Origin of the sequence: Streptomyces sp. URMC 129, from assembly GCF_051386415.1 — a bacterium.
Lineage (GTDB): Bacteria > Actinomycetota > Actinomycetes > Streptomycetales > Streptomycetaceae > Streptomyces.
The window spans coordinates 1-24,918 of record NZ_JBPQTQ010000073.1; the positions used below are offsets into that span (position 1 = coordinate 1).

The window sequence follows — 24,918 nt, forward strand, 5'->3', positions numbered from 1 at the left end:
GGAGCGACCCCCGTACCCCGGCGTCCTGCGGTCTGTCCTCGGGCCCTGCCGTGTGGCGGGCGCGGCGGGTCAGGACAGCGGGGGGCGACCCCTGGTCCCCGGGGCGTCCTGAGGTCCGTCGTCACCCCGCTGTATGACCGGCGTGGTGGCGGTGGAGGCTCGGGGTGGCCGATTCGGGTGTGCTGCGGTCTTTCTGGGGGAGCGACCCCCGTACCCCGGCGTCCTGCGGTCTGTCCTCGGGCCCTGCCGTGTGGCGGGCGCGGCGGGTCAGGACACCGGGGGGCGCCCCCTGGTCCCCGGGGCGTCCTGAGGTCCATCGTCACCCCGCTGTATGACCGGCGCGGTGGCGGTGGAGGCCCGGGGCGGCCGATTCCGGCGTGCTGCCGGTCTTTGGGGGGTGACTCCCCGTGCCCCGGCGTGGGGTGGTCTGTTGTCGGGCCTGCTGTGTGGCGGGCGTGGTGGAGGCCCGGGGTGGCCGATTCGGGCGTGCTGTGGTCTTCGGGGGCGACTCCCCGTGCCCCCGCGTGGGGCGGTTCGCCGTCAGGCCTGCTGTATGACGGGTGCGGTGGCGGTCGAGCCGCGGACGACCAATTCCGGCATGAACACGAACTCGCTGTGCGGGGCCGGTGTGCCGCCGACCTCTTCGAGGAGGGCGCGGATCGCGGCCTGGCCCATCGCGAAGACGGGCTGGCGGATCGTCGTCAGGGGCGGGTCGGTGAAGGCGATCAGCGGCGAGTCGTCGTAGCCGATCACCGAGCAGTGCTCCGGCACCGACAGGCCGCGCTGGCGCGCCGCGCGGATCGCGCCGAGGGCCATCATGTCGCTGGCGCAGACCACCGCCGTGCAGTCGCGGGCCAGCAGCGCGAGGGCCGCCGCCTGGCCGCCCTCCAGCGTGTAGAGCGAGTGCTCGATCAGCCGCCGCGCGTCGGTCCCCGTGACGCCCAGTTCCTCCCGCATCGCCCGCAGGAAGCCCTCGATCTTCCGCTGCACCGGCACGAACCGCTCCGGCCCCATGGCCAGCCCGATCCGCCGGTGGCCGAGCGAGGCCAGGTGGGTGACGGCCAGCCGCATTGCCGCGCGGTCGTCGGGAGAGACGAACGGCGCCCGCACCTTCGGCGAGAAGCCGTTGATCAGGACGAACGGCACGCCCTGGGCCCGCAGCCGCTCGTAGCGCTCCATGTCGGCGCTGGTGTCGGCGTGCAGCCCGGAGATGAAGATGATGCCCGCCACCCCGCGCTCGACCAGCATGCCGGTCAGCTCGTCCTCGGTGGACCCGCCGGGGGTCTGCGTGGCGAGCACCGGCGTGTAGCCCTGACGGGTGAGGGCCTGGCAGATCACCTGGGCGAAGGCGGGGAATATCGGGTTCTCCAGCTCCGGCGTGATCAGGCCGACCAGCCCCTCGCTGCGCTTCTGCAGCCGGACCGGCCGTTCGTAGCCCAGCAGATCCAGGGCGGCCAGAACGGACTCGCGGGTGGCGGTGGCGACGCCCGGCTTGCCGTTCAGGACCCGGCTGACCGTCGCCTCGCTGACCCCCGCCTGGGCTGCGATGTCGGCTAGCCGTGCGGTCACAGTCCCGGACTGTACCCGCCGGGGATCACCCTGCCCACTGCGAGGGGACAACTGTACCGGAATGTGCGAATTTCGGTGCTTGCCTTCTGGGTCGGACGTGTTCTCGCCGTCTCCTGATTCACTCGCGTGGCCCCCCACCACATCCTTGCTGAAAGTTGCCGCAAGGTCTTTCCAAACTTTTGCGCCGCTGTTACGTTCCTGCTCGGCCCGGCGCCGCAGAGGCGTGGCGCATAAGGTGGACAGACCCCCTTGAACCGGGCGTAACGCTTGAAGGAGTTCACATGCGACGCAGCATAGGGACGACGGCCGCCGTAACGGCTCTGGCTCTTGCGGCAACAGCTTGCGGCCAGAGCGACGGGGGCGGCGGCGGGGGTGGGGGCGCCGACGGGGAGCTGTCCGGCACGGTCACCTTCTGGGACACCTCGAACGAGACCGAGGCCGAGGTCTTCGAGGCCGTCGCCGAGGACTTCGAGAACGAGCACCCGGGCGTCACCGTCGAGTACGTGAACATCGGCTTCGACGACGCGCAGAACCGCTTCAAGAACGCCGCCGGCGCCAACGAGGCCCCAGACGTGATGCGCACCGAGGTCGCCTGGGTCGCGGACTTCGCCAACCTCGGGTATCTCTACCCGCTCGACGGCACCGCCGCGCTGGAGAACCAGGAGGACTTCCTGCCCCAGTCCTGGGCCAGCACCCAGTTCGAGGGGCAGACCTACGCCGTCCCGCAGGTGACCGACACCCTGGCGCTCTTCTACAACAAGTCCCTCCTGGAGGAGGCCGGCGTCGAGGTGCCGCAGTCGCTGGACGAGATACGCGACGCGACCGACGCCTTCCAGGAGATGGGGACCACGCCTCTGTACGCACGCGGCGACGACGCGTACTGGTTCCTGCCGTACCTCTACGGCGAGGGCGGCGACCTGGTCGACGCCGAGGCCCAGGAGGTCACCATCGACGACGAGGCCGGCGTCGCGGCCTTCGAGCAGTTCCAGGACCTGGTCGACTCCGGTGCCGCCACCACGGACACCAGCGACGGCTGGGAGAACATGATGTCCTCCTTCGCGGCCGGCGACGTCGCGATGATGATCAACGGCCCCTGGGCCATCGCGGACGCCACCGCCGCCCTCGGCGACGACCTGGGCGTCGCCCCCGTCCCGGCCGGTTCGCGGGCGCAGGGCGCTCCGCTGGGCGGCTGGAACTACGGCGTCTACGCGGGCACCCCGGACGCCGACGCCTCCTTCGAGTTCGTCCGGTACATGAGCTCCGCCGAGACCCAGCAGCGGATCACCGAGGAGCTGAGCCTCCTGCCCACCCGGCAGTCCGTCTACGACGTGCCGGCCGTCGCCGGCAACGAGATGGTCCAGTTCTTCAAGCCCGCCGTGGACGTCGCCCACGAGCGCCCCTGGATCCCCCAGGCGCAGTCGCTCTTCGACCCGCTGCTGACCTCCCTTGAGGCCCTGCTCACCGGCTCCGCCTCGCCCGAGGAGGCGGCGTCCGACACCGGAGACGCCTACCGCGAGCTCCTCGAAGACTGGCAGTGAACGGTGCTGACCGCGAGGCAGGAAGGGCCGAGACCATGGCTGACGCTGTGAACGCCTCCCCGGCGACCGCTCCCCAGCCGGCCGCCCCCCGGACGGCTCCCCGGACGGCCGTCCCCGGCCGGCTGCGCCGGGCGCTGTCCGTCCACTGGTACGCCTGGGCCATGATCGCGCCGGTGGTCGCCGTGATCACCTGCATCATCGGCTGGCCGCTGGTCCGCGGCGGCTACCTGTCGCTGACCGACGCCGACGAGTCCAACGTCGAGCGGCGGATCGGCGTCAACGAGATCCCCGCCACCTACGAGTTCGTCGGCCTGGACAACTACGCCGACATCCTCCAGGACGAGGTCTTCTGGGACCGCCTGGGCTGGACCGTGCTGTGGACCGTGGGCTGCGTCAGCGTCACGTTCCTCCTCGGGCTGGGCCTGGCGAACATGCTCAACCGCGCCTTCCGCGGCCGGACCGTCTACCGCATGGCGCTGATCCTGCCCTGGGCCATCCCGGCGTTCGTGTCGGTCTTCGCCTGGCGGATGCTCTACAACGAGCGCAACGGCCTGCTCAACAGCCTGCTGGAGGGCGGCGGCATCGAGGGTGTCACCTGGCTGTCCGACCCGACCTGGGCGAAGGTCTCCGTCATCGCCGTCAACGTCTGGCTGGGCGTGCCCTTCATGCTGATCGCGATGCTCGGCGCCCTCCAGTCCATCCCCGCCGAGCAGTACGAGGCCGCGGAGATGGACGGCGCCGGCCCCTGGCAGCGGTTCTGGAACATCACGCTGCCCGGGGTGCGGTCCGTGTCCATGACGGTGGTACTGCTCAGCACCATCTGGACGTTCAACATGTTCCCGGTGATCTTCCTGCTCACCCGAGGAGGGCCGGCGGGATCCACCGACATCCTGGTGACCGAGGCGTTCCGGCTGGCGTTCGTCAGCAGTCCCCGCGACTTCGCGAACTCCGCCGCCTGGGGCGTGCTGGTCCTACTGCTGCTGGTCCTGTTCGCGGTCGCCTACCGCAAAGCGCTGCGCAGGCAGGGAGAGGTGTGGTGACGATGGCTACCGATGCGACCCCCCAGGTGAGCGGCCCCGCCGAACCGGCGCCGCGCCCCGTCCCGGCCGCCGTGCCGGGCGGCGGACCGCCCCGGACCGTCCGCCCGGCGCCGAAGCGGACGCGCCGCCGCGGCGAGCGGAGCCGGGCCGCCTCCGTCGGGCTGCACGCGACCCTGCTGGTGGCCGCCGCGATCGCGGTGTTCCCGCCGTTCTGGCTGCTGGTCACCTCGTTCAAGCCGAAGACCGACACCTTCACCCGGTCGCTGCTCTCCGGCTTCACGCTCGACAACTACGACCACGTGCTCAACGACACCGCGTTCCTCACCTGGTTCGGCAACTCGGTGCTGGTCGTGGCCGCGACGACCGTCATCGGCGTCCTCATCTCCTCCACCACCGGGTACGCCCTCAGCCGCTTCCGGTTCCCCGGGATGCGCCCGCTGATGTGGACCCTGCTGATCACGCAGATGTTCCCGATGGCCGTGCTGATCGTGCCGCTGTACAACCTCATGTCGCGGTACGGGCTGCTCAACCAGCCCGTCTCGCTGATCGTCACCTATCTGACGATCGCGGTCCCGTTCTGCGCCTGGATGATGAAGGGCTTCTTCGACAGCATCCCGGTGTCGATCGACGAGTCCGGGCGCGTGGACGGCCTCACCCCGTTCGGCACGTTCTGGCGGCTGGTCATGCCGCTGGCCAGACCCGGCATCGCGGTGACCGGCTTCTACACGTTCGTCACCGCCTGGGCCGAAGTCGCCTACGCCACCGCGTTCATGACCGGCGAGGAGAACCTGACCCTGGCCGGCGGCCTGCAGACGTTCGTCAACCAGCACACCCAGGACTGGCACATGATGACCGCCGCCGCGGTGCTCATCGCCGTGCCCGCCACCCTGGTCTTCGGATACGCCCAACGGCACCTGCAGTCCGGGCTCACGGCCGGCGCGACCAAGTCCTGAACCCGTTCCGAAGCCCTCGTTCCATCCGCCGCAAACCGTTCAACGCCTCGAATCCAGGGACGACATGACCCAGCATCTCGCGGACCGCACCCAGCCGACCGGCGACCCCACGCGGACGGTCGCCGGCAGCCAGCCGGACTGGTGGCGCCACGCGGTCATCTACCAGGTCTATCCGCGCTCGTTCGCCGACGGCAACGGCGACGGCATGGGCGATCTCCCCGGCGTCCGGCGCCGGTTGCCTTACCTGGCCGGTCTCGGTGTCGACGCGGTCTGGCTGAGCCCGTTCTACGCCTCGCCGCAGGCCGACGCCGGGTACGACGTCGCCGACTACCGCGCCATCGACCCGATGTTCGGGGATCTGCACGACGCCGACGCCCTGATCCGCGACGCCCACGACCTGGGCCTGCGGATCATCGTCGACCTGGTGCCGAACCACTCCTCCGACCAGCACGAGTGGTTCCAGCGCGCGCTGCGCCAGGGCCCGGGATCGCCGCTGCGCGACCGGTACCACTTCCGCCCCGGCAAGGGCCCGAACGGCGAACTGCCGCCGAACGACTGGGAGTCGATCTTCGGCGGCCCCGCCTGGACCCGCACGGCCAACCCCGACGGCACACCCGGCGAGTGGTACCTGCACCTCTTCGCGCCGCAGCAGCCCGACCTCAACTGGGACAACCAGGCCGTGCGGGACGAGTTCCGCTCGCTGCTGCGCTTCTGGCTCGACATGGGCGTCGACGGCTTCCGCATCGACGTCGCGCACGGCCTGGTGAAGGCCGCCGGGCTGCCCGACATGGGCGCCGCCGGCCAGCTGAAGCTGCTCGGCACCGACGTCCTGCCCTTCTTCGACCAGGACGGCGTGCACGAGATCTACCGCTCCTGGCGGAAGATCCTCGACGAGTACCCGCACCAGCGCATCGGCGTCGCGGAGGCGTGGACGCCCAACGAGGGCCGCACCGCGCTGTACGTGCGCCCCGACGAGCTGCACCAGGCGTTCAACTTCCACTACCTCAACACCCCGTGGAACGCCGCCGCGCTGCGCCGCGTCATCGACACCTCGCTGGACTCGATGCGCCCGGTCGGCGCCCCCACCACCTGGGTGCTGTCCAACCACGACGTGGTGCGCCACCTCACCCGCCTCGGCGGCGGCCTGGACCGGGCCCGCGCCGCCTCGCTGCTGATGCTGGCGCTGCCCGGCTCCGCCTACATCTACCAGGGCGAGGAGCTGGGCCTGCCCGAGGTGACCGACCTGCCCGACGAGGCGCGCCAGGACCCGGCGTTCTGCCGGCGCGGCGCGGGCGGCGACGCCTCGTCCGACGGGCAGGAGGGGCTGCGCGACGGCTGCCGGGTGCCGATCCCGTGGACCGCGCAGGGCGCCTCGTTCGGCTTCGGCGACGGCGGGAGCTGGCTGCCGCAGCCCGCCAACTGGGGGAAGCTGTCGGTCGAGGAGCAGACCGGCGACCCGTCCTCCACGCTGGAGCTGTACCGGGCGGCGCTGGCCGTCCGCCGCACCCACCCGGCCCTCGGCGCGGGCGACGCCGTGGAGTGGCTGCCGGCGCCCGACGGCGTGCTGGCGTTCCGGCGCCGCGCCGCGGACGGCTCCGCGATGGTCTGCGCCGTCAACACCACCGACATGGCGGTGGACGTGGCCGGTGTGCTGACCCCGGCGGGCCGGCTGCTGCTGGCCAGCGGCCGGTACCCCGGCGGCGGCGTCCTGCCCGCGGACACCACGGTGTGGTGGGCGGAGTGACCGAACCCCGGGCGGTGCTGCCGCATCCCGCCCGGCTCGCCGACATCGCCCAGCAGGCCGGGGTCAGTGAGGCCACGGTCAGCCGGGTGCTCAACGGCAAGCCGGGCGTCGCGGCGACCACCCGGCAGCGGGTGCTCGCGGCCCTGGACCTGCTGGGGTACGAGCGCCCGCTGCGGCTGCGGCAGCGCAGCGCCGGGCTCGTCGGCCTGGTCATCCCGGAGCTGACGAACCCGATCTTCCCCGCGTTCGCGCAGGTCATCGAGCAGGTCCTGGCCGGGCACGGCTACACGCCCGTGCTGTGCACGCAGAGCCCGGGCGGCGCCACCGAGGACGAACTGGTGGACCAGCTCGTCGAACGCGGCGTCACCGGCATCGTGTTCCTGTCCGGGCTGCACGCCGACACCAGCGCCGACCCGGCCCGCTACGCGCGACTGGCCGGGCACGGCGTGCCGTTCGTGCTGATCAACGGCTACAACCCGCACATCAGCGCGCCGTTCGTGTCACCCGACGACGCGGCGGCCTCCCGGATCGCGGTGCGGCACCTGCGGGCGCTGGGGCACCGGCGCATCGGGCTGGCGGTCGGGCCGAACCGCTTCGTCCCGGTGCGGCGGAAAGTGGCCGGGTTTCTCGCGGAGATGAGGGAGGGCGGGGGCGAAGGGGTCGTGCGGCACTCGCTGTTCAGCGTCGAGGGCGGGCAGGCCGCCGCCGCGGAGCTGCTGGCGGCGGGCTGCACGGGCATCGTCTGCGGCAGCGACATGATGGCCCTCGGCGCGATCCGGGCGGCCCGCGAGCGCGGCCGGGCGGTGCCGGGGGACGTGTCGGTGATCGGCTACGACGACTCGGACCTGTTCGCGTTCACCGACCCGCCCCTGACCACCCTGCGGCAGCCGGTGCGGGCCATGGCGCGGGCCGCGGTGGGCACCCTGCTGGAGGAGATCGGCGGGGACCTCGTCCAGCACACCGAGTTCGTCTTCCAGCCCGAGCTGGTCGTCCGGGGCTCGACGGCCGCGGCCCGCTGAGGGGTTCCGGCGGGTCCGGCGCTCAGACGTCCCAGGACTCGCGCCAGGTGGCCGGGCCGACGACGCCGTCCGCGGTCAGGCTCCTGATCCGCTGGAACTCCTGGCACACGGCCTTGGACTGGGGGCCGTACTGGCCGTCCACGCCGATCGTCCAGCCGATGGCGCGCATCCGCTGCTGCCAGGTGGTCACACTGGAGTGCGTGGTGACGGGCGGATACGTGAAGTAGACCCCGGGCCAGGGCGGCGCGTTGCCCGTGGCGGGTTCGAGGGCGCCGCTGGTGACGTACGAGGAGAGCTGCCCGGGGCAGGACGTGGCCAGGTGGTCCATGTGCCGGTTGATGCCGTCGGCGGCGCCGCCGACGTCGCGCAGGTGGTGGACGGACCAGCGGATGGCGTCGAGGAGTTGGGCCGTCACCGTGTCGTACGTGCCGGAGACGCCGCCGACCAGGCCGCACACGGCGTACCAGTTCTGGTTGCCGGAGGTGGTGCCGTTGGCGGCCGTCCGGTAGCCGGGGCCGCGGCCCTCGAAGACGTAGCCGTGCACGCACGTCAGATACGTGTAGGCGATGTCGTCCCAGCCGTTGGTGTCCATGTGGTGGTTCTGGATGCCGCGCACCTGCCCGGCGCAGTCCGCGTGGACCGCCTTCGCCACCGGGACGCCGTCCACGTAGTGGATGGTCACGCCGCCGTTCTCCGGGGTGATGTTGGTGCTGCGGGCTCTGGGCGCGCGGGCGCCCCACTGGGATCTGGAGACGAAGAGGGCCATCAGGCCCCTCCCCGCCGCAGGCCGCACGACACGCCGGCGTTGAGCGGTTCGCGGGACGGCCCGGCGCCGAACACGGCGGCCGGGTGCTCGGGGAAGGTCACGACGGGAAGCTCGCGGGGCGAGGCGGCGCGGGCACCGCCGGAGCAGATGACGGGCAGGGCGGCGGCGCCACCGGCCGCCGCCACCAGAAAGCCGCGCCTGGACGGGGAATCGGGCGCTGACGAGTGGGACAAGGCTCCTCCTGCGCTGGCGTGGGGAAGGGCACGGCGCGCTCGCCGTCCGCCACGTACCTCGCGCGGGAACGCGTGGGGAGCCGGCGGCCACCGTGGTGCCGCCCCAGCAGGCTCCCCGGCCGGGCGCCGCACCAAACTACGCGCGTCACCCCAAGTGCCGCCCGGCGCCCGGCCGTTGACCACCCGGCCGGGCGCCGTCGGGCCGCCGCCGGCCGCGCCGTCGCGGTGTCGTCGCGGCGTCGTTCCGTGGCGCTCAGCCCAGCATCGGCAGTTCGCCGCCGCCCGCCAGCTCCGCCGTCAGCTCGGCCTCGGCGCCCTCCTCGGCGGGCAGGGCCGCCGTGTTGCCCGCCGCCTCGCCGGTGACGCCGCCGGTCGAGGTGATGGCGGTGACGTCCTCGCTGCCGGCCGCCACCAGGTACCAGGAGTCGGCGGGGGACCGCCACAGCACCCCGCTGAGCACCGACGGGAAGCGGTGCCCGCACGCCGGGCTGTCCTCGGCGGTCGCGGTCACCACGCCCGGCTCGCCCGGCGTCGCCGCCGGGGGCAGGAACTGCGTCATCGTGCGGCTCCCGGCCCCGCGCCAGGTCTCGGTGCGGGTGCACACCCACCGCGCGGTGCCACCGCCGTCGGGCAGGCTCTGCTCGGCGAAGTCCCAGGCGTTGACCGCCCGCACCCCGCCGCCGCCGACCGAGGGCAGGTGACAGGCGATCCGGGCCCACCGGTCGCGGGCCTCGGTCGCCCCCGCGATGCCCGCCCGGTCGCCCGGCTCGCCGTGCGTCAGCAGCGCGGGCGCCAACTCGCCCAGATCCGCGAGAAGATACGGACGGTCCGCGCCCTGCGCGGTGATCTCCAGCACCCGGAACTCCGTGCACTCCTCGGTGCCCGCCGGGGTCCGCACCGGGTCGGTCACGCCGTCCTCGCCCACCCGCAGCGGGACGGACTCCGCGTCCGGGTCCACCAGATCGGAGGTCGCCGCGCCGCCCACCCAGGGGGCGGTCAGATAACGGGTGTTGCCGTCGCCCCGGGAGATCACCACCGCCGAGGCGCCGATCAGGTCGGCGCCGTCCACGCGGGCGAAGTCCAGCGCCACGGGCCCCCCTTCGCCACCGGCGGGCTCGGCGTACCGGACCAGCCGGAGCCCGTCGTACAGCAGCACCGCCGACACGCCGCCCGTCTCCCCGGCGTACAGCAACTGCGCGGGCCCGGGCGGCGGGCCGCTCTGGGTGCCCGGCGTCGCGGAGACCGTCACGTCGTCGCCGGGCCTGGCCCACACGGCGAGCGCCCGGCGCAGCAGCGCGGTGTCGTCCAGGGCGTCGCCGCGCGCGGGCCAGACGGAGAAGTCGGTGCGCGACGACTCCCGCCACACGTCGGCGGGGATCCGCCGCAGCCCCTGCGGGTCGAGGGCCGCCTCGACGGCCGCGTTCTCCGCGTAGGGCGGGGCGGCGGCGCCGTCCGGGCCCCAGTCCTCCGGCAGGAACGCCAGCGCCCCGGCGGCCAGCACCAGCGCCGCCCCGCCGAACAGCGCGGTCCGGCCGTACTGGCGGCGGCGCAGCAGATCGGTCGGCCGGGCCTGCAACGAGCACGGGTCGGCCAGCCCGGCCGAGCCGGTCACCGAGTCCGCGGCGCGCAGCGCGGCCCGCACGTGCCGCTCGGGGACCCCGGCCTCGCCGAGCACGCGGCGGATGACGGCGTTGTCCAGACCGTCGAGCCGGCGCAGCGCGTAGGCGGCGCGGGCCGGGGCGGTGAGCCCCGACAGCTCCTTCTCCAGGGCGAGTTCGTCGGCGTCGTCGGCGCGGGGGAGCAGCCGCAGCCCCACGACGCGCGGCAGCAGCAGGGGCGTGCGCGGCAGCCAGCGCACGTCGCGCCCGGCGACGCGGACCGGCCGGCCCGCCCGCAGCGCGCCCGCCAGCACCCGCTGCCGCAGATAGGCGTACCCGGCGTCGGCGCCGTCCCCGCCGGGGCCGCGCCGGTCGCCGCGCTGCGCGGGGAGCCCGGAGCCCTTCCCCGACGGCTTCCGGCCGGGCAGGGCTCGCTGGGCGACGGCGTGCGCGGCGAGCACGCGACGGTGACGGCCGAGAACGGGGGGAAGCACGAGGTAGCCGAGCCGGACGAGCCGGGCGTAGTGCTCGACGAGCGCCGCCTCGGCCTGGTCGAGCTCGGGAACCCGCGCCTCCGCGGCCGGCTTCACATAACGGGAGGAGACATCGCTGGGAGACACATCCGGCAAAACGATCCCCTGCCGCCCAAGTTACGCGCCGCCGGGCCGGGGCGGCCGGGGCGGCTCAGCGTTCGAGGTAGGCGAGCACGGCCAGGACGCGGCGGTTGTCGTCGTCGGACGGCGGGAGGCCGAGCTTGACGAAGATGTTCGACGTGTGCTTGGCGACGGCCCGTTCGGTGACGACGAGCCGTTCGGCGATGGCCGCGTTCGAACGGCCCTGGGCCATCAGCTCGATCACCTCCCGCTCGCGCGGGGTGAGCCGCTCCAGCGGGGCGTCGTGCGTGCGGCGGGCCAGGAGCTGCTGGATGACCTGCGGGTCCATGGCCGTGCCGCCCGCCGCCACCCGCCGTACCGCGTCCACGAACTGCCCGGCGTCGAAGACCCGGTCCTTCAGCAGGTACCCGACGCCGCCGGTGCCGTCCGCCAGCAGCTCCCGCGCGTAGAGGCGTTCGACGTGCTGGGAGAGCACCAGGACGGGCAGGCCCGGCTGTTCGCGCCGCGCGGCCAGGGCGCACTGGAGGCCCTCGTCGGTGAACGACGGCGGCAGCCGGACGTCGACGACGGCGACGTCGGGACGCAGCGCGGCCAGCGCCCGCGCCAGCTCGGGTCCGTTGTCCACGGCCGCGGCGATCTCGAAGTCGTGCGCCTGGAGCAGCCGCACCAGGCCGTCGCGCAGCAGGAACAGGTCCTCGGCGACGACGACTCGGGGGCGCGGGGACGGGGACGGTGCGGTCATGGCGCCAGCGTAGGCGAGCGGTCCGGCGGCGCGGAGGTCAGCGTGCGGGCGGCGGGAGGCAGGGGATCTCGACGGTGACGAGCGTCGGCCCGCCGGCCGGGCTGCTGACGGCGAGCACGCCGTCGAACGAGCCGAGCCTGCGCTCCAGTCCGCGCAGTCCGCTGCCGCCGGCCGGGTCGGCGCCGCCGCGCCCGTAGTCGGTGACGGCGATGCGCAGCGTCCGCTCCTGGTGGCTGTAGTAGACGTCCAGCCAGGCGCGTTCGGCGCCCGAGTGCTTGGCGGCGTTGGTGAGGATCTCGCTGATCGCGAAGTAGGCCGCGGACTCCACCGCCTCGTCCAGCCGTCCCGGCAGGTCGACGTCCACCTCGACCGGCAGCCGGGTCCGCAGCGCCAGCGCGCGGGCCGCGTCGCCGAGGCCGCGCTCGGCCAGCACCGGCGGGTGGATGCCGCGCACCAGGTCGCGCAGCTCGGCCAGGGCCTCCGCCGAGTTCTCCCGGGCCTGGGCCAGCAGCAGCCTGGCCTGCGCCGGGTCCTTCTCGATCAGGGCCTCGGCGGCGCCCAGGTCCATCCCCATGGCGACCAGCCGAGCCTGGGCGCCGTCGTGCAAGTCGCGCTCGATGCGGCGCAGTTCGGCGGCGGAGTCGTCCAGCGCGTCGTGCCGGGTCTCGGTCAGCCGGGCCACCCGCTGGGCCAGCAGTTCCTTCTCCGAGGCGCCGATGAGGAAGCGGGCCAGCAGGAAGTGGCCGCGGATCAGGGCCGGGTTGGCGACCAGCGCGAGGAGGGCGAAGCCGGTGCCGGTCAGGGCGGCGAGGACGGCGGTGGTCCAGTCCTGGACGGGGACGAAGGCGTACCAGTACGTCCCGCCCGCGTCCACGATCGGCTCCCAGACGCCGGCCACCAGGACCAGGCCGAAGAGGAACTGGCCGATCAGCGCCCACGGCAGCAGCGCCAGGACGAAACCGGCGACCGCGTCGGCGAACAGCCACTGGACGTCGCGCCAGGTCGCCGGGTCCTTCAGCAGGTGCACGCAGCGCTCGACCTGGCCGGCCACGCCGGAGCGGGTGGCGGGGGGTACGGGGTGGGGACGGTAACCGGCCGGGATGGCCAGGCCCGTCCAGGCCGCGGCGTAGCGCCGGCGCTGCCCGGCGTGGGCGCGGACGGCGTCCGTGACGACGGGGGTGGTGAACAGGCCGACGCCGACGAGGACGAGGCAGAGCGACACCGTGAAGAGGACGAACAGCAGCAGCGAGACGCCGATCGAGAGCAGCGAGAGCAGCATCCCCCGGGCCGCCGCCAGCAGGGCGTCCCGTATCCGTCGACCGATCATGCCGTTCCCGCCCTCCGTGCCGTTCACGGTCACAGTCTGGGGGCGGGCGGGGCGGGCCGTCACGGGGGTGGCCGCCCGGCCGGGGGTGTACCCAGCTCCACCGCGGCCGGGCGCACCACGGGCGCCCGGCCGGTGCGGCACGGGCGCCCGTGGTGTCTCCCCGGAACGACGCCCGAGCTGCAACGGCCGCGCGCCGGGGAGACGATCAGGAAGGCGGAGGGACGGCTCAGACGAGGCCGGCCGCCTCCAGCTTGGCGCAGCAGGTGTCCACCAGCAGGCGGGTCACCACGTACGGGTCGCAGTTGGCGTTCGGGCGGCGGTCCTCGATGTAGCCCTTCTTCTCCCGCTCGACCTGCCACGGGATGCGGACGGAGGCACCGCGGTTGGAGACGCCGTAGCTGTACTGGTCCCAGGGGGCGGTCTCGTGGGCCCCGGTGAGGCGGTCCTCGACGCCGACGCCGTAGTTCTTGATGTGCTCCAGCGGCTTGCCCTCGTCGCCGAGCGCGTCGCAGGCGGTGATGATCGCGTCGTAGCCCTCGCGCATCGCCCTGGTGGAGAAGTTGGTGTGCGCGCCCGCGCCGTTCCAGTCGCCCTTGGCGGGCTTCGGGTCGAGGGTGGCGGAGATGCCGAAGTCCTCGGCGGTGCGGTAGAGCAGCCAGCGGGCGATCCAGAGCTGGTCGGAGACCTCCAGCGGGGACAGCGGGCCGACCTGGAACTCCCACTGGCCCGGCATGACCTCGGCGTTGATGCCGGAGATGCCGAGACCGGCCTTCAGGCAGTTCTCCAGGTGGGCCTCGACGACGTCGCGGCCGTAGATCTCGTCGGCGCCGACGCCGCAGTAGTAGCCGCCCTGGGGGGCCGGGAAGCCGTTCTCCGGGAAGCCGAGGGGGCGGGAGCCCTTGAAGAAGGTGTACTCCTGCTCGATGCCGAAGATCGGCTCCTGGCCGGCGAAGCGCTCGGCGACCGGGCGCAGCAGCGCGCGGGTGTTGGAGACGTGCGGGGTGTCGTCGGCGACGTTGTAGACCTCGTTGAGGACCAGGATGTGGTCCCCGCCGCGGATGGGGTCCGGGAAGGTGGCGACCGGCTTGAGCACGCAGTCGGACGCGTGGCCCTCGGCCTGGTTGGTGCTGGAGCCGTCGAAACCCCAGGTGGGCGGCTCGGCGCCGTCCGCGAGGATCTTGGTCTTCGAGCGCAGCTTGGCGGTCGGCTCGGTGCCGTCGATCCAGATGTACTCGGCCTTGATGGTCACGGTCGTGCTCCTCCGGGAGGTCATCGCGGGTGCGTGCATACGCTGCGGTCACCCTCGCGACCAGCAGTTTCCCGCCCGTTGCCCGTCTGTTAAGGCGGTGTGAACTACGTTTGGGCCCGGGCCGTAGGGTGATGTGCGGCGGCGGGGGGAGAACGCCGTGCAGACGGCGAGGACGGCAGAGAGGCGACCGGCCATGAGAATCGGCCTGCTCGGCACCGGCCCGTGGGCCCGGCTCACGCACGGCCCGGCCCTGGTGGAGCACCCCGGAACGGAGCTGGTCGGGGTCTGGGGCCGCCGCCCCGAGGCGGCGGCGGAGCTGGCCGGGCGGCTGAACACCCGGGCGTACGAGGACGCGGACGCGCTGTTCGCGGACTGCGACGCGGTGGCGTTCGCGCTGCCGCCGGACGTGCAGGCGCCGCTGGCGGTCCGGGCGGCGGCGGCCGGGTGCCACCTGCTGCTGGACAAGCCGGTGGCCACGTCGGTGCCGGCGGCCCGCGAGCTGGCGGCGGCGGTGGCGGCGGCGGGGGTGGCGTCGGTGGTCTTCTTCACGCTGCGCTTCGCGCCCGAGTCGGCGGCGTGGGTGGCCGCGCAGAGCGCGACGAAGGGCTGGGTGACGGGCCGCGCGGACTGGTACTCGCCGGTCTTCGGCGGCTCCGGCAGCCCCTACCAGGACTCGCCGTGGCGCCGGGAGCGCGGCGCGCTGTGGGACCTCGGGCCGCACACGCTGTCGCTGCTGCTGCCGCCGCTGGGCGACGTCGACTCGGTGACGGCGGCGCGGGGGCCGGGCGACCTGGTGCACATCGCGCTGGGCCACGCGTCGGGGGCGTCCAGCACGATGACGCTGACGCACACGGTGCCGCCGCAGGCGTCGTCGGTGACGGCGGAGCTCCGCGGCGCGGCGGGCATCACAACCCTGCCGGAACGCGGCGAGGCCGGCGCGGTGACGTCCCTGCTGCACGCGGTGGACGCCCTGCTGGCGGCGATCCGCACCGGCGAACCCCACCCGTGCGACGTGCGCTTCGGCGTCCGCGTGACGGAGATCCTGGCGTCCACGGAGGCCGCGCTCCTCGCGCGGGGGGTGTAGGGACGGCACGGCGAGGGCGGCGACCGTGTGCACACGGTCGCCGCCCTCGGGGAGTGTCCGCCGCGGCGTCAGGCGCGCGGCTTGCGGCCGAGCGCGTCGACCACTTCCTGCACGTTGGCGTACGTGTGGTCGGAGGGCAGCTCGCGCACCGTGTCGACCAGGCGGTCGGGGGCGTGCGTCTCGGACAGGACGCCCAGCAGCTCCCGCCGTTCGGCCGGGAAGACGCTGCGCCGCAGGTAGCGGGCCAGCTCGAAGCGGAACGCCTCGTTTCGCGCCTCCTCGGTGTGCGCGGCGCCGCGCGGCGGGACCGGTCCGCCCGCCAGTTCGGGGTCGTCCTCGGCGGGCGGCTCCTGGTCGCGCCACTCCTCCGCCCTCGTCGGGTGCTCGCCGCGCAGCATGCCCTGCAGCTCGTGCTTCATCATGTCGTCGCGGTGGACGTTGAGATGGTCGCTGCCCCGCTGTTGCATGGCTTCCTCCTCGCGTCGGGAGCAGGGAGCCCTCCGGGTACCCGTCCGGGCCGGGCCGACACGACTCGTTCGGGGGCATCTTGTTTGGCCCCGGCGCCCGGGGGCACCCGCGTTGTCGGCCGAGCGAGCGGCCTCGTGGGGACGCGAAGGCTCCGGGCGCGGGAAATCAGGGGTCCCGCCCCGGAGCCGGTCCTTCACCGGAGTCGGCGCCGACGTCGGTGCCGGCGTCGGCTCCGGTGCCTCCGCGCGCGCGGAGGCCGAGCAGTGAGTCGAGGACGGAGTCGAGATAGCGCCGGTCCTCCTCGCCGCGCGGCAGCACCCCGGGCACGCTGTGCGCCAGGCACGCCCGGCCCAGATAGCAGGAGTACGCCTGGAGGGCGCGGTGGCGGGCGTCGGTCCCGGACAGGCCCAGGTCGCGGAAGAGGCCGACGAGGTAGTCGAGGCGGCGGGTGGTGACCCGCCGGATCGCGGCGGCGACGCGCGGGTGGTCGGCGCTGGCCAGCAGCGCCAGTTCGGTCGGGTCCCGCACCACGTCCCCGGTCACCTTGTAGAACAACTCGCGGACGCGCGTCAGCGGATCACGCTCGGACCGGAGGGCGGCGATGACCTCCTCGGTGTGCCGCTGCTCCCAGCGGTTCAGCGCGGCCTCGATCAGCGCCTCGCGGTTGGCGAAGTGCCAGTAGAAGCTGCCCTTGGTGGCTCCCAGCCGGACGGCGAGCGGCTCGATGGCGACGGCCTTGAGCCCGCCGCCCTCCCGCATGGCGGTCAGCGCCGCCTCCGCCCAGTCGGCGGCCGTCAACCGGCTCCGGGAACGCCGCTGTTGTGACATGGCAGAACGCTAACGCACGGTATGCCGGTAGGAACAGCGTACGGAGACGCCCCGCGCACGGTCCGTAGTCGCCGTTCCGGTCCGCCGGGGCATCCGGCGCCGTCAGTCGTCGCCGCCCGCGTCCGGGCCCCGGGAGCGCACCCGCTCCACCTGTGCGAGCGAGGCGCGCAGTTCGGACAGCCAGTCGTCGGCGTTGCGGCGCACGAGCCGGACGCACCAGGCCAGCGCGTCGCTGCGGCTGCGGGCCACGCCGCCCGCGATGAGGGTGTCGAGGACCTGGCGTTCCGGCTGCCGCAGCCGGGTCATCACCGGGGCGGTGACGTGGGTGAACAGCGTCCGCTCGCCGCCGCACTCCACGCCCCAGGACACCTTGCGCCGGAAGCGGCGCTCGGCGGAGCGGGCCACGCGCGACCGGTCGTCGCGGGTGCGCCGCCGGAACTCCGCGACCCGGCTCTCGCAGGCGGCCTCGCGCTCGACGTCGGAGGCGTCGGGGCCGAGCTGGGGCTCGGGGATGCGGCCGACGACGGTGATCTCCTCGCGGTCTGCCGTGACCTCGACCAGCTCGGTGAAGAGGCCCTCGGGCAGCCGCCCCGCGAACCAGCCACGCAGCTCGTCTCTTTCCCTGTCTGTAAGCATGTAATAAAGATTACCAGTTGATCCGAGTTACTTTCCGGCGCATTACCCAAATGGGGCATTAAGGGGCATAGTGGAAAGTGCCCATGAACGGATCGAAGGAGGCAAGTCGTCATGACCGACGTCTCACACCGCGGGCGTACAGACCTCGCAGGTCACCCCGATGAAAGGGAGATGCGGGAGCGATACTCGCGCATCCTGGGCGGGCGCGACGTGGTGTTCGTCGACGGACCGTTGTTCCTGGCCGGGCTGTACGCCGCCGTCGCCCCGTGGGCGGTGCACTTCAACGACAACCACCCGGATCTCGCCGTCAGCAATCTGATCGTGGGCATCGCCGTGGCGCTGCTGGCCCTGGGCTTCACCCGGGCCCCCGAGCGCATGTACGGCATGAGCCACGCGCTGTGGGTGATGGGAGCCTGGCTGGCCCTCTCGCCCTGGCTGGTCGGGGACGACCCGCGGGGTGGCGTGATCGCCGCCAACGTCATCACCGGCGCCGTCATCTTCCTGCTCGGACTCGCGGGAGCGGCGGCGGCGATGAAGGCGACCAAGAACACGACCGGAGCCGCGCGCAAGACCTAGCGGGCGGAACGCGCGGCACGTCAGGGGCACCCGGCCACGGCCGGGCGCCCCTTTTCCGTGTGTTTCCCGTTGTTTCCCGGGTGCGCGGCTACCGCTGGCGGTCGCGGAAGCGGTACGTCTCCCGCTGGTGGCGGTGGATCGACTTCAGGTACTCCGTGCGCTCCGCCCGCAGCCTGGCGTCGGTCCTGGCCGCCGCCCACGCGTTCTCGCGCAGCAGCTTCCGGTAGCTCGCCAGGCGGCGTTCGGGCAGCTCGCCCGCCTCGATCGCCGCCCGCACCGCGCAGCCGGGCTCCGACGCGTGGGCGCAGTCCGTGAACCGGCAGTCCGCCGCCAGCTCCTCGATCTCGGCGAAGACCTGTTCCAGACCCTCCGCCGCGTCGTGCAGGCCGACGCCGCGCAGCCCCGGCGTGTCGATGAGGACGCCGCCGCCCGGCAGCGGGAGCAGCTCGCGCCGCACGGTGGTGTGGCGGCCCTTGCCGTCCCGGTGCCGGACCTCGCCGGTGTCCAGGACATCGCCGCCCAGCAGCGCGTTGCCCAGCGTCGACTTGCCGGCGCCCGACGCGCCGAGCAGGACGACCGTGCCGGTGAGCAGGGCGGTCAGCTCGGCCATGCCCTCACCGGTGACCGCGCTGGTGGCCACGACGTCCGCGCCGGGGGCCGCGACGGCGGCCTCGGCGATCGCCTCGGCCGGGTCGGCGGCCCGGTCGCTCTGGGTCAGCACCACGACGGGCCGGGCGCCGCTCTCCCAGGCGAGGGCGAGCAGCCGTTCCAGCCGTCCGGCGTCGAGCGGCACGGCGAGGGAGACGGCGACCACGACGGTGTCCACGTTGGCGGCCAGCACCTGGCCGTAGGAGTCGCGGGCGGCGGAGGACCGGACGATCGCCGTGCGGCGCGGCAGCAGGGCGGCCAGCCGGGGCGCGCGCCGGTCCGTGCCGGGGTCGAGGGCGGCCCAGTCGCCGGTGCACGGCGCGTGACCGGCCGTCGCGGCCCGCAGCGGGCCGTCGCCGGTCACGGCGTCGCACAGGCCGCGGTCGACGCGCACGATCCGCCCCGGGACGAGGCCGGCGGCCCGGTGGCCGGCGAACGCGCCGTCCAGGGCGTCGTCCCAGCCGTAGGAGGAGAGGGAGAGCGGGGGAGCGGGGAAGGAAGAAGGAGAAGAGGACGCCGACGCGTGCGGAGAAGTCGAACTCAAGGTGAGAGACCCTTTGGGAAGGGGCCCCGAGGATCAGGACGTGGGTGTCAGACCGGGGCCCGGGACGTGAGGATGGTGGTCCGGGCGCTGCGGGGGGCAGCGGTCTTCTCGACAGCCATCGAAACTCACCTCCCAGGTCTCAACCGGTGGCCGGATGCCACACGTTGGTCATCACGGTAGCACGCACGGCGCCGGGAGGCGGCGGCCCGGCGGGGACCGTCGCGGCCGGCCTCCCGCGCCGCCCTGGCCCTCGGCCGCACCGCCGCCGCGCCGCGCCGCGCGGTCGCGCCCTCGCGTGGCGCGCGGCCGTCACCAGGCCGGGGTGCTCCCGCAGACGCTCGCCAGCGTGGCGCTCGTCCAGCTCAGGACGGCCACTTCGCCGGGGCCGCCGCGCACGGCCCGGCGCTCGTCGCGGGCCCGGCGGCGTGGAGCCCGGCCCGGCCGGACCCGGCGCGTGACGAGCCGCACGTGGCCGCCGAACGGCCGCGCCCGCACGGGGTGCCCGCGTTCGTGGGAGGCCGTCGCCCCGGCCCGGCCGGGGCCGGCAGAGCGCCGCCGGGCGCACGCGGCGCTGCCAGGCGCCGCCGGGCCGAACCGGACGCGGCCGACGCGTACTTCACCGGCGCGCCACGCCACGGGGAGCGGACCGGCCCGGAGTTCGACCAGGCGCGGACCTGGCCGCTGTACCGGATGGCGCCGCGCCGCCGCCGCGGGCCGGGCAGCGGGCGCGAGCAACTCCGCGGGGCGCTGGTGCTGTTCGGGTCCTGCCGCGCCCAGCCCGGCCCGGACCGCGCCGACCCCGCAGCAGTCGCGGGTGGCGCGCGAGGTGACCGAGGGAAGGACGAACCGCGAGGTCGCGGCCCGGCTCTCCCTCAGCCCCCGCACGGTCGGCCACCACCCGCGCGGCGTGTACGCCGCGCCCGGCGTCCGGTCCCGCGTCGAACTCGCGCGCGCTGGACACGTTCGACGCCGGGCCGGACGGGCCGGACCGGGCGCGGTCAGGGCAGGTCGACGAAGGGCGCCAGGAACTCCCGGGCCACCGGGGTGTCCAGGCGGTAGGCGACGTTGGTCGCGTAGCACGGCACGTCCCCGGTGACGGTGATCCCGGCCAGGACGCGTGCGCCGTCCACCAGCGCGAAGTTGGGGCCGCCGGAGTCGCCGTAGCAGGCGCCGCCGCTGCCGTGCGCCTCGATCATGCCCAGCCGCAGCCAGGTGTTGTTGAGCGCGCTGAACGTCAGCGGCGCCTGGAGCCGTTCGCCGCCGCCGGGGTGCCCGTTGGCGCCGGTGGTGCCCTCCTGCGTGCCGTACCCGGCCACCGTCCAGTCCACGGCGTCGAGGCCGCGCGGCCCCAGCGCGTCGAGGAGACCGGCGGCGGGCAGCGTGGCCGGGGTGAACGACCAGCGGCCGGCGACCTGTCCGGCAGGCAGCTCGACCACCGCGATGTCCTTGGAGTCGCTGGAGTTGCCCGGGTAGGCGGGGTGGGTGTGGGCCGTGCCGGCGACCCCGGCCGCCGCGGCGACGGCGTCCGGGTCGGCCGGGTGGGCGGCGGCTGCCGCGTCCAGCGCGCCCTGCACGTCCTGGTCGAGGGAGACGTAGAAGTCCGGGTCCTCACTCGCGGTCCAGCCGCCGGTGCAGTGCGCGGCGGTGAGGAACGTGTCGGCGTCGAGCATCGTGCCGGAGCAGATCCAGTCGACCCGGTCCGGGGTCGCGGGGTCGGCGTCGTCGTCCCAGACCGCGATCAGCGCGCCGACCTCGGTCCGTTCGGGCGCGGGCCCGGAGTTGTACGAGCTGATCGCGGCGGCGGGCAGGGAGGCGGCCAGGGCGAGCGCGCCGGCCGTCGTGGCGAGGACGGCGGCGCGCCGCCACGTGGCGGTGGCGGTGGCGATCGCGGTGGCGGGCGTGGGCGCGGGCACGGCGCGGCGTGTGGGCTGCACTTCGCACTCCTTCTCGGCAGCCGCCCGGTCGGCGGCTTCGCCCAGGCATTCAAGTGCCGGGGCCGCCACGGCTCCACCCCGGACCGGACGCCGTTATCATCCTGGGACCTCCGGGGAGGGCTGCCCCGGCGGGCCGGACCGGTGCAGGAACTTCTCCGGCGTCAGCGGCAGTTCGCGGACCCGCACGCCCGTCGCGTGCCAGGCGGCGCTCGCGATCGCCGCGCTCACGCCGACGATGCCGATCTCCCCGACGCCCTTGGCCCCCATCGGGTTGTAGTACGGGTCCACGGCGTCCAGCCACACGGCCTCCACCTCGGGCACGTCGGCACAGGTGGCGATGTGGTACTCCGCGAGGTCGCAGTTGACGACGTGCCCGAACCGCGGGTCCACGACGCTCTGTTCGTGCAGCGCCGCCGACAGGCCCATCACCATGCCGCCGACGAGCTGCGACCTGGCGGTGCGCGGGTTGATGACGCGGCCGACGTCGAAGACGCCGAGCAGGCGCGTCACCCGCACCTCGCCGGTGTCCGCGTTCACCCGCACCTCCGCGAACTGCGCGCCGTACGCGTGCATCGACACCCGGCCCTCGTGCGGGTTGGGCGGCTCCTCGCCGGTGACGCGGGCGCCCTCCGGCGGATCGTCCCCGTACCGCTCGCGCAGCGCCCGCGCCGCCTCGACCACCGCCGTGCCCCAGTGGCTCAGCCCCATCGAGCCGCCCGCCGTCGCGGACGGCGGGAACCGCGTGTCCCCGATGGCCAGTTGGACGTTCTCGACCGGAACGGCCAGGGCGTCGGCGGCGATCTGGGCCAGCGCCGTCCACGTCCCGGTGCCGAGATCGGCGGCGGCCGTCTCCACCCGGTACCGCCCGTCGCCCAGCGCGACGACCGTGGCGCGCGACCCGGAGGAGGTGAAGTACGCCGGATAGGTGGCGCCCGCCATGCCGGTGCCCACCAGCCAGCCGTCCCGCGTGCGCCGCACGCCGGGCGCGGGATCGCGGTCCGCCCAGCCGAACCTGCGGGCGCCCTCGCGCAGACAGGAGACGTAGCCGCGGGTGGAGAACGGCTGCCCGGTCTCCGGGTCGGCCGGCGGCTCGTTGCGGACGCGGAACTCCACCGGGTCCAGACCGCAGGCGAGCGCCATCTCGTCCATGGCCGACTCCAGCGCGAACATCCCCGGCGCCTCGCCCGGCGCCCGGAAGATGGTGGGGACGGAGAGATCGGCCGGCACCAGGCGGTGCGTGGTGCGCCGGTTCGGCGCGGCGTACAGACTGCGTGTCCCGTAAGCGACTTGCTCGGCGAACTCCTTGTACCGCGCGGTCTGGGTGATCGTGTCGTGGGCGATCGCGGTGAGGCGGCCGTCGGGGCCGGCGGCCAGCCGGACGCGCTGGATCGTCGGCGTGCGGTACCCGGCCTGCGTGAACGTCTGACGCCGCGTCAGCGCGAACTTCACCGCACGCCCGCCCGCCATCCGGGCGGCCAGCGCGGCGAGCACCACGTGCGGATGCGGACTCGCCTTCGAGCCGAACGCGCCCCCGACGTACGGGGACACCACGCGCAGCCGCGCCGGATCCAGACCCAGCACCGGCGCCAGCACCCGCCGGACCCCGGCCGCGCCCTGCGTCGAGTCGTACAGCGTCAGCCGGCCCGAGCCGTCCGACTCGCCCCCGGTGTGCCAGACGGCCACGGTGGTGTGCGGCTCCAGCGCGTTGTGGTGCTCCATCGGGGTCGTGTACGTCCGGTCCACGGTGACCGCCGCCTCCGCCATGGCCCCGGGCACGTCGCCCGCCGCGGTGTCGGTCGGCAGCGCGGGGTTGACCACGCCGGGCCGGTACAGCCGGGGATGGTCCGCGCGGAACGAGACGTCGTGCGGACGCTCCTCGTAGGCGGCGTCGACCAGCCCGGCCGCGTGCCGGGCGGCCTCCGGCGTCTCCGCGACGACCGCGCCGATGAACTGCCCCCGGAACCGCACCTCGTCGTCCTGGAGGATCCACAACTCCGGGTCCTCGTCGGATGCCAGCCGGGGCGCGTTCAAGTGGGTGAGGACGAAGGCGACGCCGTCGGCCGCCTCCGCCGACGAGGTGTGCAGCGCGGTGATCCGGCCCCGGGCGACGGTGGCGAGCAGCGGGTACAGGTACAGCGCGTCGCCGACCGGCTGCTCGTAGGCGTACGGGGCGCGGCCGGTGACCTTGGCCGGACCGTCGCGCCGCTCCAGCGGTGCCCCCACCGCGCCCGGCCTGCGGATCAGCCCGGTCATCGCGCCGCCTCCCGCCCCGGGCCGCCCGCCGCGAGGTCGCGGAGCACCGCGACCAGCGCGTTGCGGACCATAGGCACCTTGAACGCGTTGCCGGGCAGGGGCCGGGCGGCGGCCAGCTCGGCGTCGGCCGCGGCCCGGAACGCCTCCTCACCGGCCGGCGCCCCGCGCAGCACCGCCTCGGCCAGCGACGCCCGCCACGGCTTGTGCGCGACACCGCCGAGCGCGATCCGCGCGTCCGCCACGGTCGTCCCGTCCGCGCTCAGCGACAGCGCGGCGGCCACCGACACCAGCGCGAACGCGTACGACGCCCGGTCGCGGACCTTGCGGTAGGCGCAGCGTTCGGCCAGCGGCCGGGGGAGGGGCGGCAGAGCGACGGCGGTGATCAGCTCGCCGTGCGTCAGCACGGTGTCGCGGTCCGGGGTGTCGCCCGGCAGCCGGTGGAACTCCTCGATGGGGATGGTCCGTTCGCCCCCGGGCCCGAGCACCAGGACCACGGCGTCCAGGGCGGCCAGCGCCACCGCCATGTCCGAGGGGTGGACCGCGACGCAGTGCTCGGACGCGCCGAGCACGGCGTGCGTGCGGTGGTGGCCGTCCAGCGCCGAGCAACCGGTGCCGGGGGCCCGCTTGTTGCACGGCGTCGTCAGGTCCTGGAAGTACGGGCAGCGGGTACGTTGCAGGAGATTCCCGCCCGTGGTGGCCAGGTTGCGCAACTGCCCCGAGGCGCCCGCCAGCAGGGCCGCGGCCAGCAGCGGATAGTCCCGCCGGATCAGCGGCTCGGCGGCGAGGTCGCTGTTGCGCACGGCCGCCCCGACGCGCACCCCGCCGCCGGGCAGCGTCTCCACCGTGTCGAACGGCAACCGCGTGACGTCGACCAGCAGGTCGGGCCGGGCGATGCCCAGCTTCATGTGGTCCACCAGGTTGGTGCCGCCGCCCAGGAACGCGGCCCCGGGACGGCTGGCCACCAGCGCGACGGCGCCGCGCGCGTCCGTCGCGCGCTCGTACGCGAACGGCCTCACCGGGCCGCCGCCGTCCGGATCGCGGCCACGATGTTCGGATAGGCGCCGCACCGGCACAGGTTGCCGCTCATCCGCTCCCGGATCTCGTCGTCGTCCAGCACGCCGCCGGACACCGCCGGTCCGGCCGCCAGATCGGGCGTGACCCGGCTCGGATGCCCCTCCTCCGCCTCCCGCAGCATGCCGACCGCCGAACAGACCTGCCCCGGCGTGCAGTAGCCGCACTGGAACGCGTCGTGTTCCAGGAACGCCCGCTGCACCGGGTGCGGTTCACCGTCCGGCGCGAGCCCGTCGGCGGTCACCACCACCGCCCCGTCCTGCGCGACGGCCAGCAGCAGGCACGTCGTCACCCGCCGCCCGTCCAGCAGCACCGTGCACGAGCCGCACTGCCCGTGGTCGCACCCCTTCTTCGGCGCCCGCACCCCGAGGTGCTCGCGCAGCGCGTCCAGCAGCGTGGTGCGGGTGTCCAGCGACACGGTCCGTTCCACACCGTCGACGCGCAGGGTGATCGTGGCTTCCACCATCCGCTCCTCGTCCGGTCC

At 74.3% G+C, this 24,918-nt stretch carries 24 protein-coding genes; 8 read left to right on the forward strand and 16 right to left on the reverse strand.

Going from position 1 to position 24,918, the window contains the following annotated elements; genetic code table 11:
• Positions 1 to 540: 540 nt before the first annotated feature.
• On the reverse strand, positions 541 to 1,569 hold the full coding sequence (locus tag ACSNOC_RS16440) for a LacI family DNA-binding transcriptional regulator (RefSeq protein WP_436748196.1): 1,029 nt from the start codon (positions 1,567 to 1,569) through the stop codon (positions 541 to 543).
• Positions 1,570 to 1,850: 281 nt separating this feature from the next.
• Between ACSNOC_RS16440 and ACSNOC_RS16445 the strand changes: the two genes are divergently transcribed.
• The 5 genes from ACSNOC_RS16445 (at position 1,851) to ACSNOC_RS16465 (ending at position 7,863) form a co-directional block, all read left to right on the forward strand.
• Positions 1,851 to 3,107 carry an extracellular solute-binding protein gene (locus ACSNOC_RS16445; RefSeq protein WP_436748197.1) on the forward strand — a complete coding sequence of 419 codons (1,257 nt, stop codon included), beginning with the start codon at positions 1,851 to 1,853 and terminating at the stop codon, positions 3,105 to 3,107.
• Positions 3,108 to 3,142: 35 nt separating this feature from the next.
• Positions 3,143 to 4,147, forward strand: coding sequence for a carbohydrate ABC transporter permease (locus tag ACSNOC_RS16450; RefSeq protein WP_436748198.1), 1,005 nt, complete (start codon positions 3,143 to 3,145; stop codon positions 4,145 to 4,147).
• Positions 4,148 to 4,149: 2 nt separating this feature from the next.
• On the forward strand, positions 4,150 to 5,100 hold the full coding sequence (locus tag ACSNOC_RS16455; RefSeq protein ID WP_436748199.1) for a sugar ABC transporter permease: 951 nt from the start codon (positions 4,150 to 4,152) through the stop codon (positions 5,098 to 5,100).
• A 64-nt stretch (positions 5,101 to 5,164) separates the two neighbouring features.
• Positions 5,165 to 6,844: a glycoside hydrolase family 13 protein gene (locus tag ACSNOC_RS16460; RefSeq protein ID WP_436748200.1), complete on the forward strand. Its 1,680-nt coding sequence runs from the start codon at positions 5,165 to 5,167 to the stop codon at positions 6,842 to 6,844.
• Positions 6,829 to 7,863 (forward strand): LacI family DNA-binding transcriptional regulator, encoded by a 1,035-nt coding sequence (locus ACSNOC_RS16465; RefSeq protein WP_436748201.1) that lies wholly within the window; start codon positions 6,829 to 6,831, stop codon positions 7,861 to 7,863. Before ACSNOC_RS16460 ends, ACSNOC_RS16465 begins: the two co-directional genes overlap by 16 nt.
• A gap of 22 nt (positions 7,864 to 7,885) precedes the next feature.
• Here the strand turns inward: ACSNOC_RS16465 and ACSNOC_RS16470 are convergent, their stop codons facing one another.
• From ACSNOC_RS16470 to glnII, 6 genes are all read right to left on the reverse strand, one after another.
• On the reverse strand, positions 7,886 to 8,629 hold the full coding sequence (locus ACSNOC_RS16470) for a peptidoglycan recognition protein family protein (RefSeq protein ID WP_436748202.1): 744 nt from the start codon (positions 8,627 to 8,629) through the stop codon (positions 7,886 to 7,888).
• Positions 8,629 to 8,862: a hypothetical protein gene (locus tag ACSNOC_RS16475; protein WP_436748203.1), complete on the reverse strand. Its 234-nt coding sequence runs from the start codon at positions 8,860 to 8,862 to the stop codon at positions 8,629 to 8,631. The genes ACSNOC_RS16470 and ACSNOC_RS16475 overlap by 1 nt, the downstream gene beginning before the upstream one ends.
• Positions 8,863 to 9,115: 253 nt before the next feature.
• On the reverse strand, positions 9,116 to 11,080 hold the full coding sequence (locus ACSNOC_RS16480; RefSeq protein WP_436748204.1) for a hypothetical protein: 1,965 nt from the start codon (positions 11,078 to 11,080) through the stop codon (positions 9,116 to 9,118).
• A 64-nt stretch (positions 11,081 to 11,144) separates the two neighbouring features.
• Complete coding sequence (locus ACSNOC_RS16485) at positions 11,145 to 11,816, reverse strand: LuxR C-terminal-related transcriptional regulator (protein WP_436748205.1); 672 nt, start codon at positions 11,814 to 11,816, stop codon at positions 11,145 to 11,147.
• 37 nt (positions 11,817 to 11,853) lie between these two features.
• On the reverse strand, positions 11,854 to 13,143 hold the full coding sequence (locus ACSNOC_RS16490) for a sensor histidine kinase (protein ID WP_436748222.1): 1,290 nt from the start codon (positions 13,141 to 13,143) through the stop codon (positions 11,854 to 11,856).
• A 226-nt stretch (positions 13,144 to 13,369) separates the two neighbouring features.
• The gene (gene glnII / locus ACSNOC_RS16495) at positions 13,370 to 14,392 is read right to left on the reverse strand and encodes a glutamine synthetase (protein WP_436748206.1); all 1,023 of its coding nucleotides are present in this window, start codon (positions 14,390 to 14,392) and stop codon (positions 13,370 to 13,372) included.
• A 193-nt stretch (positions 14,393 to 14,585) separates the two neighbouring features.
• Here glnII and ACSNOC_RS16500 point away from each other — a divergent pair, with 193 nt between their 5' ends.
• Complete coding sequence (locus tag ACSNOC_RS16500; RefSeq protein ID WP_436748207.1) at positions 14,586 to 15,476, forward strand: Gfo/Idh/MocA family protein; 891 nt, start codon at positions 14,586 to 14,588, stop codon at positions 15,474 to 15,476.
• Positions 15,477 to 15,544: 68 nt separating this feature from the next.
• On the opposite strand, the gene ACSNOC_RS16505 is transcribed toward ACSNOC_RS16500, so the two are convergent.
• The 3 genes from ACSNOC_RS16505 to ACSNOC_RS16515 all read right to left on the reverse strand — a co-directional run bounded on the left by ACSNOC_RS16505 (position 15,545) and on the right by ACSNOC_RS16515 (position 17,408).
• Positions 15,545 to 15,943, reverse strand: a complete 399-nt coding sequence (locus tag ACSNOC_RS16505) for a DUF2795 domain-containing protein (RefSeq protein WP_436748208.1) — start codon at positions 15,941 to 15,943, stop codon at positions 15,545 to 15,547.
• A 166-nt stretch (positions 15,944 to 16,109) separates the two neighbouring features.
• The gene (locus ACSNOC_RS16510; RefSeq protein ID WP_436748209.1) at positions 16,110 to 16,772 is read right to left on the reverse strand and encodes a TetR/AcrR family transcriptional regulator; all 663 of its coding nucleotides are present in this window, start codon (positions 16,770 to 16,772) and stop codon (positions 16,110 to 16,112) included.
• A gap of 102 nt (positions 16,773 to 16,874) precedes the next feature.
• Positions 16,875 to 17,408: a hypothetical protein gene (locus ACSNOC_RS16515; RefSeq protein ID WP_436748210.1), complete on the reverse strand. Its 534-nt coding sequence runs from the start codon at positions 17,406 to 17,408 to the stop codon at positions 16,875 to 16,877.
• A gap of 111 nt (positions 17,409 to 17,519) precedes the next feature.
• Here ACSNOC_RS16515 and ACSNOC_RS16520 point away from each other — a divergent pair, with 111 nt between their 5' ends.
• Entirely contained in the window at positions 17,520 to 17,984 is a 465-nt protein-coding gene (locus tag ACSNOC_RS16520) for an SPW repeat protein (protein ID WP_436748211.1), read from the forward strand.
• 88 nt (positions 17,985 to 18,072) lie between these two features.
• On the opposite strand, the gene rsgA is transcribed toward ACSNOC_RS16520, so the two are convergent.
• Both rsgA and ACSNOC_RS16530 read right to left on the reverse strand, forming a co-directional pair.
• Positions 18,073 to 19,176: a ribosome small subunit-dependent GTPase A gene (gene rsgA / locus ACSNOC_RS16525; protein ID WP_436748212.1), complete on the reverse strand. Its 1,104-nt coding sequence runs from the start codon at positions 19,174 to 19,176 to the stop codon at positions 18,073 to 18,075.
• Positions 19,177 to 19,485: 309 nt separating this feature from the next.
• Positions 19,486 to 20,061: a hypothetical protein gene (locus ACSNOC_RS16530; RefSeq protein WP_436748223.1), complete on the reverse strand. Its 576-nt coding sequence runs from the start codon at positions 20,059 to 20,061 to the stop codon at positions 19,486 to 19,488.
• On the opposite strand from ACSNOC_RS16530, the gene ACSNOC_RS16535 reads away from it, so the two are divergent.
• Positions 20,003 to 20,272: a LuxR C-terminal-related transcriptional regulator gene (locus ACSNOC_RS16535; protein WP_436748213.1), complete on the forward strand. Its 270-nt coding sequence runs from the start codon at positions 20,003 to 20,005 to the stop codon at positions 20,270 to 20,272. The two genes, ACSNOC_RS16530 and ACSNOC_RS16535, sit on opposite strands and share 59 nt — an antisense overlap.
• Here ACSNOC_RS16535 and ACSNOC_RS16540 read toward each other — a convergent pair.
• From ACSNOC_RS16540 to ACSNOC_RS16555, 4 genes are all read right to left on the reverse strand, one after another.
• On the reverse strand, positions 20,175 to 21,110 hold the full coding sequence (locus tag ACSNOC_RS16540) for a trypsin-like serine protease (protein WP_436748214.1): 936 nt from the start codon (positions 21,108 to 21,110) through the stop codon (positions 20,175 to 20,177). The two genes, ACSNOC_RS16535 and ACSNOC_RS16540, sit on opposite strands and share 98 nt — an antisense overlap.
• A gap of 96 nt (positions 21,111 to 21,206) precedes the next feature.
• Positions 21,207 to 23,363, reverse strand: coding sequence for a xanthine dehydrogenase family protein molybdopterin-binding subunit (locus tag ACSNOC_RS16545; protein WP_436748215.1), 2,157 nt, complete (start codon positions 23,361 to 23,363; stop codon positions 21,207 to 21,209).
• The gene (locus tag ACSNOC_RS16550) at positions 23,360 to 24,379 is read right to left on the reverse strand and encodes an FAD binding domain-containing protein (RefSeq protein WP_436748216.1); all 1,020 of its coding nucleotides are present in this window, start codon (positions 24,377 to 24,379) and stop codon (positions 23,360 to 23,362) included. The genes ACSNOC_RS16545 and ACSNOC_RS16550 overlap by 4 nt, the downstream gene beginning before the upstream one ends.
• A complete protein-coding gene (locus ACSNOC_RS16555) occupies positions 24,376 to 24,900 on the reverse strand; it encodes a (2Fe-2S)-binding protein (RefSeq protein WP_436748217.1) in 525 nt (174 codons plus the stop codon). The genes ACSNOC_RS16550 and ACSNOC_RS16555 overlap by 4 nt, the downstream gene beginning before the upstream one ends.
• Positions 24,901 to 24,918 lie beyond the last annotated feature (18 nt).

Coding starts and splice junctions, on each gene's coding strand:
- ACSNOC_RS16515 (WP_436748210.1), bottom strand. CDS start 17,408: ATGCTTACAGACAGGGAAAGAGACGAGCTGCGTGGCTGGTTCGCGGGG.
- ACSNOC_RS16460 (WP_436748200.1), top strand. CDS start 5,165: ATGACCCAGCATCTCGCGGACCGCACCCAGCCGACCGGCGACCCCACG.
- ACSNOC_RS16485 (WP_436748205.1), bottom strand. CDS start 11,816: ATGACCGCACCGTCCCCGTCCCCGCGCCCCCGAGTCGTCGTCGCCGAG.
- ACSNOC_RS16545 (WP_436748215.1), bottom strand. CDS start 23,363: ATGACCGGGCTGATCCGCAGGCCGGGCGCGGTGGGGGCACCGCTGGAG.
- ACSNOC_RS16455 (WP_436748199.1), top strand. CDS start 4,150: ATGGCTACCGATGCGACCCCCCAGGTGAGCGGCCCCGCCGAACCGGCG.
- ACSNOC_RS16555 (WP_436748217.1), bottom strand. CDS start 24,900: ATGGTGGAAGCCACGATCACCCTGCGCGTCGACGGTGTGGAACGGACC.
- ACSNOC_RS16490 (WP_436748222.1), bottom strand. CDS start 13,143: ATGATCGGTCGACGGATACGGGACGCCCTGCTGGCGGCGGCCCGGGGG.
- ACSNOC_RS16450 (WP_436748198.1), top strand. CDS start 3,143: ATGGCTGACGCTGTGAACGCCTCCCCGGCGACCGCTCCCCAGCCGGCC.
- ACSNOC_RS16505 (WP_436748208.1), bottom strand. CDS start 15,943: ATGCAACAGCGGGGCAGCGACCATCTCAACGTCCACCGCGACGACATG.
- ACSNOC_RS16470 (WP_436748202.1), bottom strand. CDS start 8,629: ATGGCCCTCTTCGTCTCCAGATCCCAGTGGGGCGCCCGCGCGCCCAGA.
- ACSNOC_RS16500 (WP_436748207.1), top strand. CDS start 14,586: ATGAGAATCGGCCTGCTCGGCACCGGCCCGTGGGCCCGGCTCACGCAC.
- ACSNOC_RS16445 (WP_436748197.1), top strand. CDS start 1,851: ATGCGACGCAGCATAGGGACGACGGCCGCCGTAACGGCTCTGGCTCTT.
- ACSNOC_RS16520 (WP_436748211.1), top strand. CDS start 17,520: ATGACCGACGTCTCACACCGCGGGCGTACAGACCTCGCAGGTCACCCC.
- ACSNOC_RS16510 (WP_436748209.1), bottom strand. CDS start 16,772: ATGTCACAACAGCGGCGTTCCCGGAGCCGGTTGACGGCCGCCGACTGG.